Source organism: Halorubrum ejinorense (assembly GCF_055389685.1).
Genome location: NZ_AP043777.1, coordinates 1203175 through 1220791, shown reverse-complemented (window position 1 = coordinate 1220791; position 17617 = coordinate 1203175). Strand labels below are relative to the sequence as shown.

17 protein-coding genes, 2 tRNA genes and 1 pseudogene are annotated in these 17617 nt (G+C 68.6%); 10 read left to right on the top strand and 10 right to left on the bottom strand.

Features of this window, described 5'->3' with window-relative positions; genetic code table 11:
* Positions 1 to 129 precede the first annotated feature (129 nt).
* Together ACZ5KW_RS07170 and ACZ5KW_RS07165 are read left to right on the top strand one after the other, a co-directional pair.
* Positions 130 to 1788 carry a gamma-glutamyltransferase family protein gene (locus tag ACZ5KW_RS07170; RefSeq protein WP_343780007.1) on the top strand — a complete coding sequence of 553 codons (1659 nt, stop codon included), beginning with the start codon at positions 130 to 132 and terminating at the stop codon, positions 1786 to 1788.
* 223 nt (positions 1789 to 2011) lie between these two features.
* Complete coding sequence (locus ACZ5KW_RS07165) at positions 2012 to 3397, top strand: ABC transporter substrate-binding protein (protein ID WP_343780005.1); 1386 nt, start codon at positions 2012 to 2014, stop codon at positions 3395 to 3397.
* Between the two features lie 596 nt (positions 3398 to 3993).
* On the opposite strand, the gene ACZ5KW_RS07160 is transcribed toward ACZ5KW_RS07165, so the two are convergent.
* The 6 genes from ACZ5KW_RS07160 to ACZ5KW_RS07135 all read right to left on the bottom strand — a co-directional run bounded on the left by ACZ5KW_RS07160 (position 3994) and on the right by ACZ5KW_RS07135 (position 10442).
* Positions 3994 to 4893 carry an ABC transporter ATP-binding protein gene (locus ACZ5KW_RS07160; protein WP_343780002.1) on the bottom strand — a complete coding sequence of 300 codons (900 nt, stop codon included), beginning with the start codon at positions 4891 to 4893 and terminating at the stop codon, positions 3994 to 3996.
* On the bottom strand, positions 4890 to 5792 hold the full coding sequence (locus ACZ5KW_RS07155) for an ABC transporter ATP-binding protein (RefSeq protein WP_343780000.1): 903 nt from the start codon (positions 5790 to 5792) through the stop codon (positions 4890 to 4892). The genes ACZ5KW_RS07160 and ACZ5KW_RS07155 overlap by 4 nt, the downstream gene beginning before the upstream one ends.
* Positions 5785 to 7101, bottom strand: a complete 1317-nt coding sequence (locus ACZ5KW_RS07150; protein WP_343779997.1) for a branched-chain amino acid ABC transporter permease — start codon at positions 7099 to 7101, stop codon at positions 5785 to 5787. Before ACZ5KW_RS07150 ends, ACZ5KW_RS07155 begins: the two co-directional genes overlap by 8 nt.
* Positions 7098 to 8219: a branched-chain amino acid ABC transporter permease gene (locus ACZ5KW_RS07145; protein WP_343779995.1), complete on the bottom strand. Its 1122-nt coding sequence runs from the start codon at positions 8217 to 8219 to the stop codon at positions 7098 to 7100. The genes ACZ5KW_RS07150 and ACZ5KW_RS07145 overlap by 4 nt, the downstream gene beginning before the upstream one ends.
* A 204-nt stretch (positions 8220 to 8423) precedes the next feature.
* The gene (lipA, locus tag ACZ5KW_RS07140; protein ID WP_343779994.1) at positions 8424 to 9362 is read right to left on the bottom strand and encodes a lipoyl synthase; all 939 of its coding nucleotides are present in this window, start codon (positions 9360 to 9362) and stop codon (positions 8424 to 8426) included.
* Between the two features lie 78 nt (positions 9363 to 9440).
* Complete coding sequence (locus tag ACZ5KW_RS07135; protein WP_343779992.1) at positions 9441 to 10442, bottom strand: hypothetical protein; 1002 nt, start codon at positions 10440 to 10442, stop codon at positions 9441 to 9443.
* 133 nt (positions 10443 to 10575) lie between these two features.
* Here ACZ5KW_RS07135 and ACZ5KW_RS07130 point away from each other — a divergent pair, with 133 nt between their 5' ends.
* The 3 genes from ACZ5KW_RS07130 (at position 10576) to ACZ5KW_RS07120 (ending at position 12124) form a co-directional block, all read left to right on the top strand.
* Entirely contained in the window at positions 10576 to 10992 is a 417-nt protein-coding gene (locus ACZ5KW_RS07130) for a dual specificity protein phosphatase family protein (protein WP_343779990.1), read from the top strand.
* A 126-nt stretch (positions 10993 to 11118) separates the two neighbouring features.
* A complete protein-coding gene (locus ACZ5KW_RS07125) occupies positions 11119 to 11694 on the top strand; it encodes a DUF7342 family protein (RefSeq protein ID WP_343779989.1) in 576 nt (191 codons plus the stop codon).
* On the top strand, positions 11687 to 12124 hold the full coding sequence (locus ACZ5KW_RS07120) for a toxin-antitoxin system TumE family protein (protein ID WP_343779987.1): 438 nt from the start codon (positions 11687 to 11689) through the stop codon (positions 12122 to 12124). The genes ACZ5KW_RS07125 and ACZ5KW_RS07120 overlap by 8 nt, the downstream gene beginning before the upstream one ends.
* Positions 12125 to 12146: 22 nt before the next feature.
* Here the strand turns inward: ACZ5KW_RS07120 and ACZ5KW_RS07115 are convergent.
* The 3 genes and pseudogenes from ACZ5KW_RS07115 to ACZ5KW_RS07105 all read right to left on the bottom strand — a co-directional run.
* Positions 12147 to 12322: pseudogene (locus tag ACZ5KW_RS07115) on the bottom strand (type II toxin-antitoxin system RelE family toxin); the annotation flags it as partial.
* 57 nt (positions 12323 to 12379) lie between these two features.
* Positions 12380 to 12451 (bottom strand) — tRNA-Thr (locus ACZ5KW_RS07110).
* A gap of 95 nt (positions 12452 to 12546) precedes the next feature.
* Positions 12547 to 13209, bottom strand: a complete 663-nt coding sequence (locus ACZ5KW_RS07105; RefSeq protein ID WP_343779984.1) for a DUF7114 family protein — start codon at positions 13207 to 13209, stop codon at positions 12547 to 12549.
* Between the two features lie 59 nt (positions 13210 to 13268).
* On the opposite strand from ACZ5KW_RS07105, the gene ACZ5KW_RS07100 reads away from it, so the two are divergent.
* The 3 genes from ACZ5KW_RS07100 to ACZ5KW_RS07090 all read left to right on the top strand — a co-directional run bounded on the left by ACZ5KW_RS07100 (position 13269) and on the right by ACZ5KW_RS07090 (position 15712).
* A complete protein-coding gene (locus tag ACZ5KW_RS07100) occupies positions 13269 to 14006 on the top strand; it encodes an enoyl-CoA hydratase/isomerase family protein (RefSeq protein WP_343779983.1) in 738 nt (245 codons plus the stop codon).
* Positions 14007 to 14098: 92 nt separating this feature from the next.
* Positions 14099 to 14169, top strand: a tRNA-Gly gene (locus ACZ5KW_RS07095).
* A gap of 379 nt (positions 14170 to 14548) precedes the next feature.
* The gene (locus ACZ5KW_RS07090; protein WP_343779981.1) at positions 14549 to 15712 is read left to right on the top strand and encodes an inorganic phosphate transporter; all 1164 of its coding nucleotides are present in this window, start codon (positions 14549 to 14551) and stop codon (positions 15710 to 15712) included.
* 26 nt (positions 15713 to 15738) lie between these two features.
* Here the strand turns inward: ACZ5KW_RS07090 and ACZ5KW_RS07085 are convergent, their stop codons facing one another.
* Complete coding sequence (locus ACZ5KW_RS07085) at positions 15739 to 16395, bottom strand: undecaprenyl diphosphate synthase family protein (RefSeq protein WP_343779980.1); 657 nt, start codon at positions 16393 to 16395, stop codon at positions 15739 to 15741.
* A 79-nt stretch (positions 16396 to 16474) separates the two neighbouring features.
* On the opposite strand from ACZ5KW_RS07085, the gene ACZ5KW_RS07080 reads away from it, so the two are divergent.
* Positions 16475 to 16999: a hypothetical protein gene (locus ACZ5KW_RS07080; protein ID WP_343779978.1), complete on the top strand. Its 525-nt coding sequence runs from the start codon at positions 16475 to 16477 to the stop codon at positions 16997 to 16999.
* A 63-nt stretch (positions 17000 to 17062) separates the two neighbouring features.
* Positions 17063 to 17533 (top strand): DUF5812 family protein, encoded by a 471-nt coding sequence (locus ACZ5KW_RS07075; RefSeq protein WP_343779975.1) that lies wholly within the window; start codon positions 17063 to 17065, stop codon positions 17531 to 17533.
* Positions 17534 to 17617: the final 84 nt, after the last annotated feature.

Here is a 17617-nt window from a genome sequence, read left to right as displayed (position 1 = left end):
CGTCCGGGATCGGCCCTCGGTCCTCGACGCCACGCGGTCCGGAGTCGCGGCCGGCCCGCCGGACCGACGAGGCCGACACCGGACTCATCCGGTCGTGGCTTTATTCTCCCGGCTCCCGGACGAGTGTGTATGGACCCGGACTTAGACCGATTCACGTCGCGCCGGTCGACGGTGTACGGCCAGCGCGGCGTGGTGGCGACCAGTCAACCCCTCGCGAGCGAGGCGGGGATCGAAGCGCTACGCGAGGGCGGCAACGCGTTCGACGCCGCGGTCGCGACCGCGGCCGCGCTCAACGTCGTCGAGCCCACCTCGACGGGGCTCGGTGGCGACGTGTTCGCGCTCTACCGGACCGCGGACGGGGAGGTCGGCGCGATGCGCTCGTGCGGCGGCGCGCCGGCCGACGCGACGATAGCGAACGTACGGGACGCGCTGGCCGAGGACGACGACGCCGAATCCTACTACCCCGACGACGGCGGCTACGCGGTCGACGACGCGGGCGAGGCGGGGATGCCCTTTTACGGCCCGCACGCGGTCACGGTTCCCGGGACGGCGCGCGGCTGGGAGGCGACCGTTGAGGAGCTGGGACGGCTGACGCTCGGCGACGCGCTCGCGCCGGCCATCCGCTACGCGACCGAGGGCTACCCGGTGTCGGAGGTCATCGCCTCCTACTGGGCGAGCGCCGACGCGCTGTTCAGCGACGACCACGCCCGCGAGGCGTTCCTGTTCGACGACGAGCCGCCGAGCGTCGGGCAGACGGTGACGATGCCGCGCCTGGGCGAGTCGATGCGAAAGATCGCCGAGGAGGGCGCCGACGTGGTCTACGAGGGCGAGATAGCCGAGGCCATCGCCGACGAGGTCCAGTCGCAGGGCGGGTTCATGACCGTCGACGACCTCGCCGACTTCGAGGTCGAGTGGCCGGAGCCGGTGTCGACCACCTACAACGGCGCCGAGGTGTACGAGCTCCCGCCGAACAACCAGGGACTCATCGCGCTGGAGGCGCTCAACGTCGCGTCCGAGCTCGGCGCGGGCGAGTACGACTACGACTCGCCGGAGCGCGTCCACTACTTCGCCGAGGCGTTGAAGCGGGCCTTCCACGACGGCCACCGCTACATCACCGATCCGGAGTACGAGGATATCCCGCCGCTCGCGTCGAACGAGTGGGCCGCGAAGCGCGCCGCGGGTATCGGTGAGACCGCCTCGCACGACGTGTCCTTCGGCGTGCCGGACGCGAACGCCGAGGACGCCGACACCGTCCTCCTCACCGTCGCCGACGACGAGGGCAACGTCGTCTCGTACATCAACTCGCGGTTCGCCGGCTTCGGCTCCGGACTCGTCGCGGGCGAGACCGGCATCGCCCTCCAGAACCGCGGCGCGTCCTTCTCGCTCGACCCGGAGCATCCCAACGCGCTCGAGCCCGGCAAGCGGCCCTTCCACACGCTCATCCCGGGCGTCGTCCGGTTCGACGAGGACGACTGGGCGGCGTTCGGCGTGATGGGCGGGTACATGCAGCCGCAGGGCCACGTCCAGATGATCTCGAACATCGTCGACTACGGGATGCCGCTCCAGCGCGCGCTCGACGAGCCGCGGTGGCGGTACCGCGAGAGCGGCGAGTTGGCGCTCGAACCCCACTTCGACGACGACGCGGCCGCCAAGCTGGTCCGGAAGGACCACGACGTCAGGACGCTCTCGCCGGTGATGTTCGGCGGCGCACAGATCGCCCGCAGCCGCGACGGCGTCCTCTCCGCCGCCACGGAGCCCCGGAAGGACGGGAACGCGCAGGGGTACTGACGCCGCGTCGGCGGCGTCGACTCACAGGACCACACTCGACCCGAGGGTCGTTCTGTCAGAAGTCCGCGACGATTTTCCTGGCGACCGCGATCGGAGAACCGCGAACGACCCGTAGAGCGCATCTATCCCGATCAGTCTCCGTCTCGCCGTCGACGGCGGCAGTGCCGTCGTATTTGTGGGCGTGGATACACTTATAAACGTTCCTGTGGTATCCGATCACAGGATGACGAGAAGAATCCAGCGACGCGACGTACTCAAAGGCGCCGGTGCGGTCGGAATCGCCGGAATCGCCGGCTGTTCGACCGAGAGCGGCGACGGTTCGGACGGCGGCGACGGGATGGACGGCAGCGACGGGTCCGACGGGTCCGACGGCTCCGACGGCGGCGACGGTGGCGACGGTCAGAACGCCATCCCCGACGCCGTGATGGTCGTCGGCTTCCCGCAGTCGGGCATTCAGCTGTTCCGCGACTTCTACTCGGACTTCGCCGACAGTGCCCCCGATCTCGACATCATCGTCCCCGACGGACTGATCGACGCCGACCTCCCGGCCGAGGTCGACAACGACATGAACAACGTCATCGGGACCGCGCCCTCCGCGGGCGGCCCGGGCGCCGATTTCTTCGCGGAGTCGTACCAAGAGGAGTACGGCGAGGAGCCGGGCGTGTTCACCTCGCAGGCGTACGACGCGATGGCGGTCGAGATCCTCGCGGCGACGGCCGCGGGCGAGAACAGCGGCGAGGCGATCCGGGACCGCGTCCGCACCGTCGCGAACCCCGGCGGCGACGAGTTCGGGCCCGCCGACCTGCCGGAGGCTGTCGAGACGGTCGCCGCGGGCGACCCGGTCCACTACGTGGGGGCGTCGTCGAGCGTCAACTTCGACGTCAACGGCGACATGTCGACCGCCGCCTACGACATCGTCGACTTCCAGGACGGCGAACTGGTCACCCTCGACACCGTCGAGTTCGGCAACGAGCTCAGCGAGGAGGATCAAAACGCCACCGCGGCTGACCCCGTCGGCGTCGACTCGTTCACGGCTCGCATCGGCGTGTTGATGCCGGAGACCGGTGACCTCGGTCCGCTCGGCGGACCGATCCGCGACGGCGCGCTCCTCGCGGCGACGCAGGTGAACGACGCCGGCATCAACGTCGACGTAGAGACTCGTGTCGAGGACACGCAGACGGACCCCCAGGCAGGTATCTCGGGCGCGAACGCCCTCGTCAACGCCGGCTTCGGGGCCGTCGTCGGCCCGGCGTCCTCGAACGTCAACCTTCAGGTCTCCGACCAGGTGTTCATCCCCAACGGCGTCGTCGGCATCTCGCCGTCGTCGACCGACCCGAACGTCACGGACCTCGAAGACAACGGCTACATCTTCCGGACCGCGCCCTCGGACCTGCTTCAGGGTCCGGCGATGGCCGACCTCGCGGTCAGCGACACGGTCGGCGCGTCGACGTCCGGCACGCTGTATCTCAACGACGCCTACGGGCAGTCGCTCGAAGAGTCGTACGTGAACGCCTTCGAAGAGCGCGACGGCACCATCGACCAGCGCGTCTCCTTCGAGCCGAACCAGGCGACGTACACCAGTCAGTGGTCGAGCGTCCTGAACGAGTAGGGGTTCGACCGACCTTCTCCGATTTTTCGACCCGCGTGAGCCGCGGGTCCGTCCGATGCGGTTCGCCGCGACGAGAGACACCTGCGGAGCGGTCTATCAGACGATGCGGTGGCGCGTGCCTGCGAGCGGCCGCCACCGGCGGCCGCGAGGAGCACGCGCGAGGGAGTCGCGAACGCCCGGAGGGCGTGAGCGACGAGGCTGGGGAGGGGTGAGGTGCGGTCCCGCGAGCGACCGGAAGGAGCGAGCGGGAGTACGGAAGTCGCAGCCCGCGCAGCGAACGCAGTGAGCGAGCAGGACCGTCTTCCGGTGGTGCGGCGTTGGGCGGGACTCAACGGGGCAGTCGCGAGGCGACCGCAGGCGAAGTAAGCACCGAGGCGAGTGAGCGGAGCGAACGAGCGAGGCGCACAGCGAGCGTGCGGTCGCCTCGCGACTGGGGCTTTGGTGCCGTTCGTTGTCAGTCAGAAGTTGTCGACGTACGGCCGAGCGACTGGGGCTTTGGTGCCGTTCGTCGTCGGTCCATCCCTACTGTCGGACGAATGACCGACAGCGATGCCCGGGACCGATTCGTAGATGACCGGTCCCCGACGGTAGTTCGATTATCCGCCGAGGAAGTCGCGCCGGACGTCCTCGTCGCCGAGCAGCACCTCGCCGCGGTCCGTGTACCGGTTCCCGCCGTTTACCAGCACGTAGCCGCGGTCACAGCGGCGCAGGGCCTCCTTCGCGTTCTGTTCGACCATCAGGACCGCCGTCCCGCCCTCGTTGATCCGGTCGATCCGGTCGAACATGTCGGAGACGAGGTCGGGGGCGAGCCCGGCCGAGGGCTCGTCGAGCAACAGGAGGTCGGGGTCGAGCATGAGCGCACGGCCCATCGCGACCATCTGGCGCTGGCCGCCCGAGAGCGTCCCCGCCTTCTGCTCGCTGCGCTCGCGGAGGATCGGGAACCGGTCGTAGATCGTCTCGATCTGGTCTTCGGGAACCTCGTCGAGGATGTACGCGCCCATTTCGAGGTTCTCGCGGACGCTGAGACCGGGGAACACGTTGTCGTTCTGCGGGACGAACCCGATCCCCTCGCGGATGATCTGCTCTGGGGCGAGCCCGTGGATCGGCGCGCCCTCGAACTCGACGGTGCCGCCCATGTGGGTCGTGAGTCCGAAGACGGTCTTCATCACGGTCGACTTGCCGGCCCCGTTGGGCCCGACGATGGTCACGTACTCCTCGTCGGCGACGTCGAGGGTCACCTCCGAGAGGATCTGGAGGTCGCCGTAGCCGGCGTCGAGGTCGCGGATCCGCAAGATCGCGTCGCCGTCGATCGCGTGGGCGGTGCCGGCGGTGGCGTCCGCGGCGGTGTCGGCGGGCTCGGCCTCCGTGGCGGTTACACCGTCCCCCTCGGACGTGTCGTCCGCGGCCGTGGCGGCGTCCGTAGCGGGATCGACCGGGCCGTCGTCTCCGTCGGCGGCGGACTCGGCGTCGGCGTCGACCGCGCCGTCAGCGGTCATAGGTCCTCACCCAAGTACGCCTCGATGACCCGCTCGTCGTTCCGTATCTCGTCGCCGGTGCCCTCGGCGAGAACGCTGCCCTGATGCATGACGATGACGTGTTCGCAGTTCTCCATGATGATGTCCATGTCGTGTTCGACGAGCAGGAAGGTGTAGCCGTCCGCGCGCAGGTCGTGGATGCGGTCGAGGAGTTTCTCCTCCAAGGTCGGGTTGACCCCGGCGAGCGGCTCGTCGAGCAGCACCATTTCCGGGTCGGTCATCAGCACGCGAGCCATCTCCAGCAGCTTCCGCTGGCCGCCGGAGAGGTTCCCCGCGTGTTCGTGCGCGAGGTGGTCGATCTCGAAGAACTCCAGCGTCTCCCAGGCGCGCTCGCGGATCTCCGTCTCCTCCTCGACGACCGACCCGCGAAGCCCGGGCGTGACCGCGCGGACCGCGGACTCGCCGATCTGCCCTTGGGGCGCGAGCATGAGGTTCTCTAAGACGGTCATCTCGGAGAGTTCCCGGGCGATCTGGAACGTTCGAACCAGCCCCCTTCGGGCGATCTGGTGCGGTTTGAGCCCGGTGATGTCCTCGCCGTCGAAGTACACGCGTCCGGCGGTCGGCTCGTTGACGCCGGTGATACAGTTGAACGTCGTCGACTTGCCCGCGCCGTTGGGGCCGATGAGCCCGGTCAACGACCCGGCCTCGACTTCGAAGGAGGCGCCGTCGACCGCGGTGACGCCGCCGAACCGCTTGACGAGGCCCTCGACGCGGAGCGGCGGCGCCCCGGACGGGGTGTGTTTCGCCGCCTCCTCGACCTCGCTGTCGTTCGCTTCCGGCTCGTCGACGGCCGCGTCGCCCGCGTCCACCGTGTCGGCCACGTCGGCCGCGTCGGCCGCGTCGGGGATGTCGCTACTCATCGGCGTCACCTCCGGCGGGCCGCTCGGAGAGGTCGACGGCCGCGGCCGTCTCGATCCGGTCGCCGAGGATGCCCTCCGGCCGCCGGTGGATGATGAACACCAAGACGATCCCGAGGAAGACGAACTGGAGCGGCGCGACGTTGTCAGTCGCGTACGCGAGGAACGCCACCGGATCGAGCGAGATCACCGCGTCGGCGAACGAGGGCGGGGTCTGCGCGTCGATGAGTCCCCGGACCGTCCCGCCGATGCGGCGCGGTCCCTCGAACAGCGCCGCGGCGAAGACGATGCCGCCGAGGACGGATCCCGTGTTCGACCCGGAGCCGCCGATGATCACCGCGATGAAGACGTAGAAGGTCAAGAGGGGTCGGAACTGCGGGGTCGGGGAGATGTTGCCCTGACTGCCGAACCAGAGGATGCCGGCGAGTCCCATCAGCGCACAGCCGATGACGAACACCTTGATCTTCACGAGGTTCACGTTCTTCCCGAGCGAGTCGGCGACGAGTTCGTCCTCGCGGATCGCCTTCATTACGCGACCGAACGGCGAGCGACCGAGGCGTTCGAGCAGGAAGTAAAAGCCGACCAGAAAGGCGGCGAGGACGGCGATGTACCCCCAGCCGATGAGGATCGGGTGCGCGATGCCGAGGCCCTCGGTGCCGAAGACGCCGAAGACGAGCTCGCCGAACGCGGTCGGCGTCCCCGCCTGGCCGTCGACTAAGAACAGGTCCCGGACCGGGTTGTCCGGCATCCCCATCCCGCGGCCGCCGCCGGTCCCGGCGCCGATCGTGTCGCGCAGGAAGTTGTCGAAGGCGCTCGACTGGAGCGACAGGCGGATGATCTCCGAGAGCCCGAGCGTCACGATGGCGAGGTAGTCGGCCTTGAGCCGCAGCGCCGGGAGCGCGGCGACGGCGCCGAGGAGCGCCGCCATCCCCATGCCGGCGACGATTCCCACCGGGAGGGGGAGCCCCAGTCCGGGGGGACCGAAGGCGGGGTCGGGCGACCGGACGACCATCCCCATCGTGTAGACGCCGACGGCCATGAAGCCCGCGACGCCGATGTTGAACAGCCCCGTGTACCCCCACTGGAGGTTCAGGGCGAGTGCGGTGAGCGCGTAGACGAACCCGAGGAACGTCAGCGTCTCCAGCAGGCCGACGACGCTGTTGAGCCCGTCGGTGAACGTGAGGACGGTCGCGGCCGCGTAGACCACGAGCAGCGTCCCGACGACGAGTCCGAAGTCGCTCTCGCGAGCGGCGTCGACGAGCGCCGCCGTGGCGCTCTCGGGCGCGTCGTCGGCGGTGTCCGCGCCGCTCATGCGGTCGAAACACCTCCGAACAGCCCCTCCGGGCGTAACAGGAGCATCGTGATCATCACCGCGAACGCCGCGGCCTGGTTGAAGTCGGACGGGATCCAGATCGTCGAGGTGGTGAACACGACCCCGATGACGAGGCCGCCGACGATGGCCCCGTAGACGGAACCGATCCCGCCTAAGATTACGGCCGCGAAGATGAGCAGGAGCAGCAGCCACCCGAAGTCGAACTGGATCGTCCCGCGGAGCAGGACGTAGAGGTAGCCGGAGGCGCCGGCGAGCCCGCCGCCGATGATCCACGTGGCGGTGACGACGCGCTCGGCCGGGATTCCGGTGATGAGCGCCAGGTCCTTGTTGTCGGCCATCGCCCGCATCGCGGTCCCGAGCTTCGTGTGCTGGAGCATGGCGTGCATCGCGAGCATCAGCCCCACCGCGGCCACGAGGATGGTGAGTTCGTGCGCGTTCACCGAGAGGCCGAGCGGTCCGAACGCGAGGTTCGACTGCTCGACGCTCGCGGTCACGCCGCGACGGCCGGAGCCGTAGCCGAACTGGAGCAGGTACCGCACGATGAGCGCCGCGCCGATGGAGGCGATGAGCAGCGAGATGCCGTCGCGGTCCCGCATCGGCTTGTAGAAGGCGCGGTCGAGCCCCACCGCGAGCAACGCGGTGATGACGAACGCCGTCACCAGACCGACGAGGATCGCGCCGGGCGTGGTGAGGATGTGCGCTCCGATGTCGCCCGGGGAGGCGCTGCCCGCGTCGCGGACGGTCACCAGCGCCCGGACCGACGCCTCGCCGAACCCGGCGATCAGGAAGGCGACGCCCCACCCGGTGAACGCGCCCACGCTGACGAGGTCACCGTGCGAGAAGTTGGCGAACGAGAGGATGCTGTACGTCATCGAGAGCCCGATGCCGGCGAGCCCGATCACGAGGCCGATCACGATTCCGTTCCAGAGGTTCGAGCCGAACCGAGCGACCGAGATCGACCCCCCGATCGGCCCGAGGCCGACACCCGCGAGTTTCGCCGCGAGGTCGACGAGCAACAGGCCGCCGAGGAGAGCGACGAAGAGAAGCCCCGGCCGGGCCCGCGCCGAGTCGACGAACGACGAGTCAGTTGTACCCATGTGTACGTCTCACTGACGCAGGGTGAGTCACCGAGAGGTAAATAACTCGCTGTTCGGACAAACGTCGGCGGCGAAATGGCCTGACAACTGGCTAAGGGGCGCGGGTTTCGAGGCGGCCGCCGCGGGCTCTCGGTTCGTCGGCGGGTCAGGCTCCGCGAGGGAGCGGTGAGAGACCGGCGACCGGGGTCCGCGAGGACCGGACCCTCAGTCGCCGCCGGCGGCTCTGGCGCGTCGTCTCGCGTCCTCGGGCGAGCGGTCGTCGCGCAACAGCGCCTCCACGAACAGTTCGCCGGCCTTGTACGACGAGCGGACCATGGCGCCCGACGCGCAGTAGAGGAACTCGAACTCCTCCTCGGCGACCCGCCGCCACGTCTCGAAGACGTCGGGGTGGACGTACTCGAACACGTCGAGGTGCGACCGGGACGGCTGGAGGTACTGGCCGAAGGTGACCACGTCGACGCCGACCTCGCGGAGGTCGCCGAGGGTCTGGTACACCTCGTGGTCGTACTCGCCGACGCCGAGCATGAGGCTCGTCTTGGTGTGGATGTCGGACTCGCGGTCGACCTGATCGAGCACCGCCAGCGACTGCTCGTAGTTCGCGCGGCGGTCGCGCACCGGCCACTGGAGCCGCTCGACGGTCTCGACGTTGTGCGCGATCACGTCCGGCTCGGCGTCGATTATCCGGCGGACCGCCTCGGGGTCGCCCCCGAAGTCCGGGATGAGCGTCTCGACGAGGATCTCGGGGTCCCGGCGCTTGATCGCGCGGATCGTCTCGGCGAAGTGGGCCGACCCGCCGTCCGCGAGGTCGTCGCGGTCGACGGACGTGAGGACGACGTAGTCCAGCCCGATCTCCGCGACCGCGTCCGCGACGTTCGCCGGCTCGTCGGGGTCGAGCGCCTCCATGCCGCCCGTCTCGACGTCACAGAAGTTACACCCGCGCGAGCAGCGGTCGCCCATGAGCATGAACGTCGCCGTGCCCGGGCCGTCGTTCCCCGACCAGCACTCGCCCATGTTCGGGCAGTTCGCCTCCTCACAGACCGTGTGGAGGTCGTGGTCGCGGAGGGTGGACTTGATCTCGGTGAACCGACTCCCGGACGGCGGGCGCGACTTCAGCCAGTCCGGCTTCCGGCGGCCGCGTTGCATACACGACCGTTAGCGTCCGAGCGCAAAAGGATGCGGGTCGTGGAGGTCGCGCCGCGGACGCCACTCCTCCCGACGACCCTACGCCTCCGGGACGAAGACGTTCATCGACGGCGTCTGGATCCCTTGGAACTTGTTCTTCCAGTTGTACGCGATGTTCAGGACGCGCCGGCGGTTCCCCGGCGGTCCCGTCACCACGCTGACCGAGGTGCCGTCCTCCGGGATTTCGACCCGCGTGTCCTGCCACTCGAAGCCCGCGAGCAGCTCCGAGGGGTTCTCGACCGACACCGTCCCGCTGTTCCTGTTCACCTCGTAGAGCCGGTAGGAGTCGGTTTCGAGCAGGCGCTTGATCTCGTTGAGGTCCGCGTCGAAGTGCTCGCGAAGCGCGTCGGCGGTGTGGTAGCCGCAGACGATCAGGTGGGCGAACGTCTCGACGGCGCGCGGGTCCTGCTCCGCCGCTCGGAGGTGATCGAAGTACGCCAGCTTCTCGTCCCTGTCGAGTTCGAGTATCTCGTTGACGATCCGCGCCGCCTCCCGCTCCGCCTCGGTCGACTCCGGATCGGCGAGGACCTCGTCGGCCCGCGACCCGGTGTTCTGCCCCCGCGACACGTCGAGGACGTTCTTCAGGTGTTTCGCGCGGTCGTACACCGCCGACTTGTACGACCAGTCGCGGACGTCGTCCGGGTAGTCGTCGAACCGCTGGAGCAGCGCCTGCCGGTCCTCGGGGAATCCGATCTCCTCGCGGAAGTCGCTCCACGCCGTCGCGTCCCTGAAGAGCCCGAACTCCGTCAGCGTGTCCTGGCCGAGGTTCGCCCGCGTGCCCCCGCTGGCGACGAACTTGGCTTCGAGGAACGTCTCCCCGCCGTTCGACTCCACGATGAGGTCGCCCAGCGAGTCGTAGGAGTTGCCGGCGTGGCGTACCGCGGTCCGATCCGGGAAGTCGGCCTCGATCCGCTCGGCGAGGGCCTCGGCGAGATCGGGGCGGCCCCGTTCTTCGAGGTCCTCGTCCGGTTCCTCGCCGTTCGCGAGCCGCGCCGTCAGCTTCTCCGTGGCCTCGACCCAGCCGCGCTCGTGTTTGCCCATGTGGTGTGTCGGTCGGAGAGTCGGGGATAAAAAGGCGCCTACCGCTGGGAACGCCCCCTTCGCCGAGAGACGCGACGACCAAGGGAATTTACGCCGGGCGACACCGTACGACCGTTCGACAGGGTGTCTCGAAATGGATGAGGTCGCCGACGGGATGTTCGTTGGGACCCAATCGCACGCCGAAAGCGGGTCGCTCCTTCGGGACCGCGGCGTCGACGTCGTCGTCTCGCTCACCCACGACGATCCGAACACCGGGGCCGTCGACCGCGTCGATGTCCCGATGTTGGACGGACCGCGGAACGCGTATTCGGCGTTCGCCGACGCCGCGAAGGCGGTCGTGGAGCGGCGCGAAGCCGGTCAGCGCGTCCTCGTCCACTGTTCGGCCGGCTCCTCGCGCAGCCCGGCGGTCGCCGCGGCGGCGATGACGCGCCTGACGGACCGGGACCTCGACGGGGCGTTCGAGCAGGTGTCCGCGCGGCGGTCGGAAATCGACCCACACGACGCGCTGATCCGGCGGGCGGCGACGTTCGCGACGCAGGATCGGGAGTGAAGCGCGACGTCGCAGGAAGAGCTTAGGCCGGGATTGCGCGTGAACACCGTCTAAGCAGAAATAATTCAGTGTGCCACAGATATAAATCGTTAGACCCAGTAGGCTGCTGTACGGAGACTCTCACGCATGGACCCCACAGACATCCCCGACGATGCATACGACGGTGAGGAGTCCCCACCTAATCTCGACGATCTGGACTCCCTTGACACACTGCTCAGGGACGGACCAATCCGAGAACGGCTTCTCGACGTTGTCGTCGGAGTTCGCACGCCGACGAAGGTCTCGACGATCGCCAAGCGTGCCGATTGCGGCACTGAAACGGCACGCGACTACTTAGCGTGGTTCGACGAGATGGGGATGGTTCACCGGCACAACGGTCGCCCGGTCCGCTATGAGCGCAACGACGCGTACTTCCAGTGGCGGCGCATCGACCAGATCCGAGAAGAATACTCTGAGCAAGAGATCGTTGACGCACTCGACGATACGCTCAACCAGATCGAGGATTACAGAGCGCAGTTCGATGCAACGCACCCGGACGAGGTGTCCCTCGTCGACGCGACTCAGGAGCAGAATTTGTCCACCGAAGTAGCCTGGGAAGCGCTCTCTGAGTGGGAGACGCTCGAACAACGAGCCGCACTCCTCGACGCAGCACGCCGAAACAATCCAGTCGCTGGTAGCAAGCCCGGTCCAGTCGATGCCTGAGGATACGGCTGACCCACCCAGTCGCGGTCCCATCGATACGGAAATCCTCGACCGGATTGCTACACACCTCGCTCGTAGCGATCGGTTCGACGACATCCAGACACGACCGGAATACGCGCCGAACGCAGTCGTCGCTGACTACGATCTTGGATACTTTCCAGGCGGCGTCACCCGTGCGTATCTACGGGTCCGATGGTTCGAGACCGACGACTTCAGCATCCACTATTCGGAGCAGTACCAGACCGGCAACGAGTGGGAGTGCCGATGGGACTGCCACCCGAATGATCATAATACCCGCGAGCACTTCCACTCGCCCCCAGATGCGTCGACTCCCGGAGCGGATGCCGACTATGCTGATGACTGGCGGAACGTACTCACAACTGTCCTAACCGATCTCGATGACAGGATCAATGCCTTCTGGAACGAGTGACGATCTGAGAGGATGAACTCACTCAGTCGTCGTCAGCGGTGTACGGCCCGCCTCGACGCTTGACACGTAGACGACGAGCCGCTCGTCGTCCTGCCGGAAGCTCACGGAGAGCCGGAAATCCCCGACGCGTATCTTTTTGTACGGGCTGTTCCGGAGCGGTTCGCCGTAGTCCGGTGGGTCGCGCCACGGCGAGGAGACGTGTCTCGGTAAAATGAGTTGAACGACGGGAGGCGCAAGGAAAGCGAACGCCGAGAAAGCCTAGGCCGAGATTTGAACTCGGGGTCTCGTCCTTACCAAGGACGCGCTTTACCGCTAAGCTACCCAGGCGCGATTCATCGTTGCGCGGAATCGACTTTAGGGGTTTCGATTCGACGGCGCGGCGTCGGGGGATCGCGGAGCCGCCCCGATCCGCCCCGCGCCGCTCACCGGTCCGTCGCGCTGACGGCGCGGTCCGAGATGTCGGCGATGCGGTCGGCGGTCGCGTCCGGCAGCGCGCGGCCGGCGGGCGGGAACTCGCCGTCGCAGTCAGCGGCGAGGTCGCGGGCGTACGCGAGCAGTTCCTCGGGCGGGTCGCCGCCGACGGCGGTGGTGCCGGCGACGACGGCGAGTTCGAGGGCGTCCACCTCCAGGTTGCGGTCGAGCGCGGCCGCCGTCTCGGCGTCCGTTCCGTCGCGGTCGCGCAGCGTCTGGTCGCGGCCGAACGCGCGCACCACGTCGACCGCCGGGCGGGCGGCGTCGGTACAGGCTAAAAGCGAGAAGCCGCGGGAGACGAGCACGTCGGCCGCGAGGATGTCCATGTCGGCGTCGATGTCGGCGGCGGACGGCGCGGTCACCCACGGCTCCTCGCGGGCGACCGTCCGGGTGAGCCGCAGCCCCTCGTAGATGAGCTGTACGCCCGCTGCGCGGTCGACCACTCCGCTCAGGTCGACCTCGGGATCGAGCGCGCGAGCGGTGACCAGCGACAGCACGCCGGGGGTCACCGCCGCGTCTGCGAGTCGGGCGTCGAGGGCCTCGCGGAGCTGTTCGGGTTCCACGTCCGCGAGCGCCTCACGCGCGGCGTCACGCGCTCGCGCGGCATCGTCCATTACCAACCGATAGGCAAGCGAAGGGCAAAGACCTTTGGAAACGAACGGAATTCCGTCCCGTGATTCGAACCCGAGTCGACGACGGCGTCCGCGTCGTCACGATCGATCGCCCGGAGGCGCGCAACGCGCTCCGGCCCGCGGACCTGACGGCCCTGCGCGAGGCCTTCGAGGGGCCGGAAGACGAAGACGGCGCGGAGGGGCGAGACGCCGAAGCGCCGGAGCCGTCGGTGACCTACCTCCGGGGCGCGGGCGACGCCTTCTGTGCCGGGGCGGACCTCGACGCGGTCACCGACCTCGACGACCCCGAGGCGTTCGCGCGGCGGGGGCAACGCGTGGCGACCGCCATCGAGGAGTCGCCGACGGCGGTCGTCTGCGGGGTCGACGGCTCGGTCCGCGGCGGCGGCGTCGAGTTGGCCCTCGCGGCCGACGTTCGCGTGGCGACGCCGCGGGCGACGTTCGCCGAGCCGGGCGTCTCCTTCGGCCTGTTCGGCGCCTGGGGCGGGACCGTCAGGCTCCCTCGCGTCATGCGCGAGGGCGACGCGCTCGACTTCGCGCTCTCGGGCCGGGTGCTCGACGCGGAGGCCGCGCTGCGCGCCGGACTCGTGTCGCGGGTCGTAGACGATCCGCGGTCCGTGGCCGACGAGGTCGCGTCCGGCGCGCCGGACGCGCTCGCGACGATCAAGCGTCGGCTCCGCGACCGACGCGACGACGAGGTCCGAGAGCGCGCGGAAGCGACCGCGTTCGCCGAACTCCACGAGGCGCACGCCGACGCCATCGCACGCGAAAGAGAGGAGTGATCGGGCGGCGGGCCGGCGGCGGTTCGATCGCCGCGCCGTCCCGATGTGACAGGTTTAAGTGATTCTCCGACCAACCACGAGATGCGAAGCACGCACCGGTAGTGTAGTGGTATCACGCAACCTTGCCATGGTTGCAACCCGAGTTCAAATCTCGGCCGGTGCATTTTGCGAACCAAGTGAGCGAAGCCGAGAGAGATCTGAACGCTATCAGCCGCGCGCAGCGAACCGCGAGCGAAGCGAGCACGTCTGATTCTGAGTTCAAATCTCGGCCGGTGCACTTCCGACGGACTCCGTCAGTCGACGTTTGTCTCACTTCGTTCGACAAACTCCTTTCAGTCAGGCCGGTACATCTTCTCGAACGAAGTGAGCGAAATCGCCGAGCGGCGTCTGAGTCGCGAACGGTCGAGTGAAGCGAGCGAGCACCGGCGACCCCTTTCGGTGAATCTCCAGTGCGTTCATTCCGGCTTGGAGGGGTCTCGCGGCCGGCGGTCCGGCGGCGTAACCCCTCCGTTTAACAGCGCGTGCGTACTCTGATATCGTATATGGTCGAGATTCTTCTTCTCGTGGGAGTCGCGGTAGCGGCGTTCGTCGGATACAACATCGGCGGCGCGACGACGGGACCGGCGTTCGGGCCGGCCGTCGGCGCGGACGTGTTGTCGAAGTCGGGTGCGGCAGCGCTGATGGCGGTCTTCTTTTTCGTCGGCGCGGGGACGCTGGGACAGCGCGTCGTCACGACGCTGGGCGAGGACCTCGTCTCGGGCGCGAACGTGTTCACCCTCGAGACGAGTATCGTCGTGCTGTTTTTCATCGGCGGCGCGCTGTTCGTCGGTAACTTCGCCGGCGTCCCGGCGTCGACGTCGATGACCGCCGTCGGCGCCATCGCCGGCCTGGGACTGGCGACGGACACGCTCAACTGGGCCGAGATGGGCGAGATCGCGATCTGGTGGCTCGTCGCCCCGATCATCGGGTTCTGGGTCTCCGGCATCGTCGGCCGCTACTTCTACTCGGCTATCGACGACTGGGTCGCGATAGACAGCACCGAGGGCGCGCTGTTCGAGTTCGACCTGTCGGGGACGCTCCCGAAGCCGGTCCTCGGACCGAACACGACCCGCCGCGAGCTGTTCGGCGGCTTCATCGTGATCGCCATCGGCTGTCTGATGGCGTTCGCCTCCGGAACCTCGAACATCGCGAACGCCATCGCGCCGTTGGTGGGCGCGGGCGTGGAGATACAGCCGATGATCCTCCTCGGCTGTGGTGCGGTCGCCGTGGGCGCGTTCACCATCGCCCGGCGGACGCTCGACACGCTCGGAAACGACATCACCGACCTCCCGCTGACGGCCGCGATCGTCGTCGCGATCGTCTCCTCGGGGATCGTCATCAGCCTCTCCGCGGTCGGGATCCCGGCGTCGTTCGTGATCATCGCGACGATGTCGATCGTCGGCCTCGGCTGGGGGCGCGCGACCCGCACGGTGACGATGCGACAGGGGATAAAAGGCGAGAAGGAACCGACGGTCTCCGTCGGCGCGCTGACGGCCGACGAGATGCCGGAGATCGGGGAGGGCGACGCGAGCGACATTCCCTCGGCGTCGGACCTGTTCAACCCGGGGACGAGCGCGCGCGTGGTGCTGATGCAAAACGTCGTGCCGATCCTCTCGACGGTCGGCGCGCTGGTGACGTTCAGCGCGCTCTTCGCGTTCTTCTGGTAGACCGGTCCCCCGAGCGCCCGCGTCGGTTACCGGCCGAACCGGCGGTGGCGGTCCTGGAAGTCCAACACGGCGCGGAGGTACTCGCGCCTGCGGAAGTCCCGCCAGTTCACGTCGGTGAAATAAAGCTCGGCGTACACCGACTGCCAGATGGCGAAGTCGGAGAGCCGCTCGGCCCCGGTCTTGATGACGAGGTCGGGTTCCTCGGGGAACAGCAGTCGGTCCGCGACGTCGGTCTCGTCGATCGCTTCGGGGCGCAGTTCGCCGGCGTCGACGTCGGTCGCTAGCTCCCGGACCGCGGCCGCGAACTCCGCTTTGCCGCCGAGACCCACGAGGATCCGAACCGGGGCGTCGGCGTTCGGGTCCGGGTCCGGACCTGGTTTCGAGTCGGCGTTCCTCTCCGTCGACGCGTCGGCGTCCGGGCCGCGGACGACGGTCTCTGCGGGAACGTCGAGACGCCGCAGCTCCCGGATCAGCGTCGGCGCGACCGCCCTGTCGAGCACGGAGACCGAGACGGTGACGCGTTCCGCCCCGTACTCGAACGCCCAGCCGATCGCCGACGCGAGCGTGTCGAACGCTCCGTCGGCGAGGAGGTCGCGCTCCGTGACCACGAGCGCGACGTGTGCCGGCGGCTCCGCGTCGTGGAGCCGATGGCGAGTCGCGAGGTACGCGTCGTAGAGACCCACGTCACGTGGATCCGGTCGGACGTATAAATGGCTTCCCGCCGACGAGGGGTTTAATTCGCCGACGCCCCTACGACGGCCGATGGCAGACAGCTACCGCGGGGTGTTCGGTGCGATCCCCTACGCCTTCCGCGCCACCGAGTCGTGGACGATGCGAGCGTACGCCGCGCTCGGGGCGCTGGCCGCCGGATTCGTCGCGCTCGTCGTCACGCTCGCCTTGGTCGTCTGGATGGGCGAGACCGTGTCGGCGCAGGGCGGCACGTTCCTCTTCTCGCGGTCGCTGTTCGTGGTCGCCGGCCTCGGTGCGGTCGGGCCGCTGCTCGCACCGATCCTGTTCGTCGCGCGCCGGCACCGCCGCGGTGACCCGGTCGCGAGCACGTACGACCGGTGGATGGGGGTCGCCGGGTTCCTGTTCCTCGTGTCGCTGTACCTCGGGATGATCATCTCGGCGCCCGCGGACCTCCGCGACCCGAGCGGCTCCGCGGTGCTCAACGCGCTGTACATGCTGCCGCAGCTGGCGGGGTTCGTGCCGCCCGTCGCGGCCGCGTTGGCCGTCTTCGCGACGCACTTCCGGCTCCGCGGTGGCTCCGACGGCGACGCGTCCTGAGGGGGCCGTCGGACCGTCCGCGGCTCGAAAGCCCGAAGTCGCCCGAGCGCGTCCTCGGTGGTAATGACCGACGAGAAAGAGAGCACGTTCCTCGTCACGCACGTCGAGGCCGACTCCGCCGTGCTGAAAGACGTCCACGACGGCCAGGTCCACACGCTCAGCTCGAACCCCGGACTCGACGTCGACGACGCCGTCGAGGCGACCGTCGCCCCCGACCCGCCGATGGAGGTCACCTATCAGGTGATCGAGGTCGAGGACCGTCGCTCGCTGTCGATAGAGGAGAGCCCGGAGCCGCCGACCGTCCACGAGCGCGAACTCGCCGCGGAGACGGCGACCGGGGAGCTGGCGCGGGAGCCGCGCGCGGGCGTCGGCGAGGTCCACGTGCTGACGCCGCCGGAGTCGGAGACCGAGGACGCCGTCGCCGACGTGATCGACGACCGCGAAGGGACGCTTTCCCGCGCGGCTCGACTCGGCGTGAACCGCGTCGAGATACGCTCCGAGCCGGGGGTCGTCGCCGTGCGGTACCTCCCGTGAGGTCGGCGTTCGCGTCGGGGTCACGGGTCCTCCCGCAGTCCGGCGAGACGCGGAATCTCGCCAGATAAGAAGGCTTATTCGCGC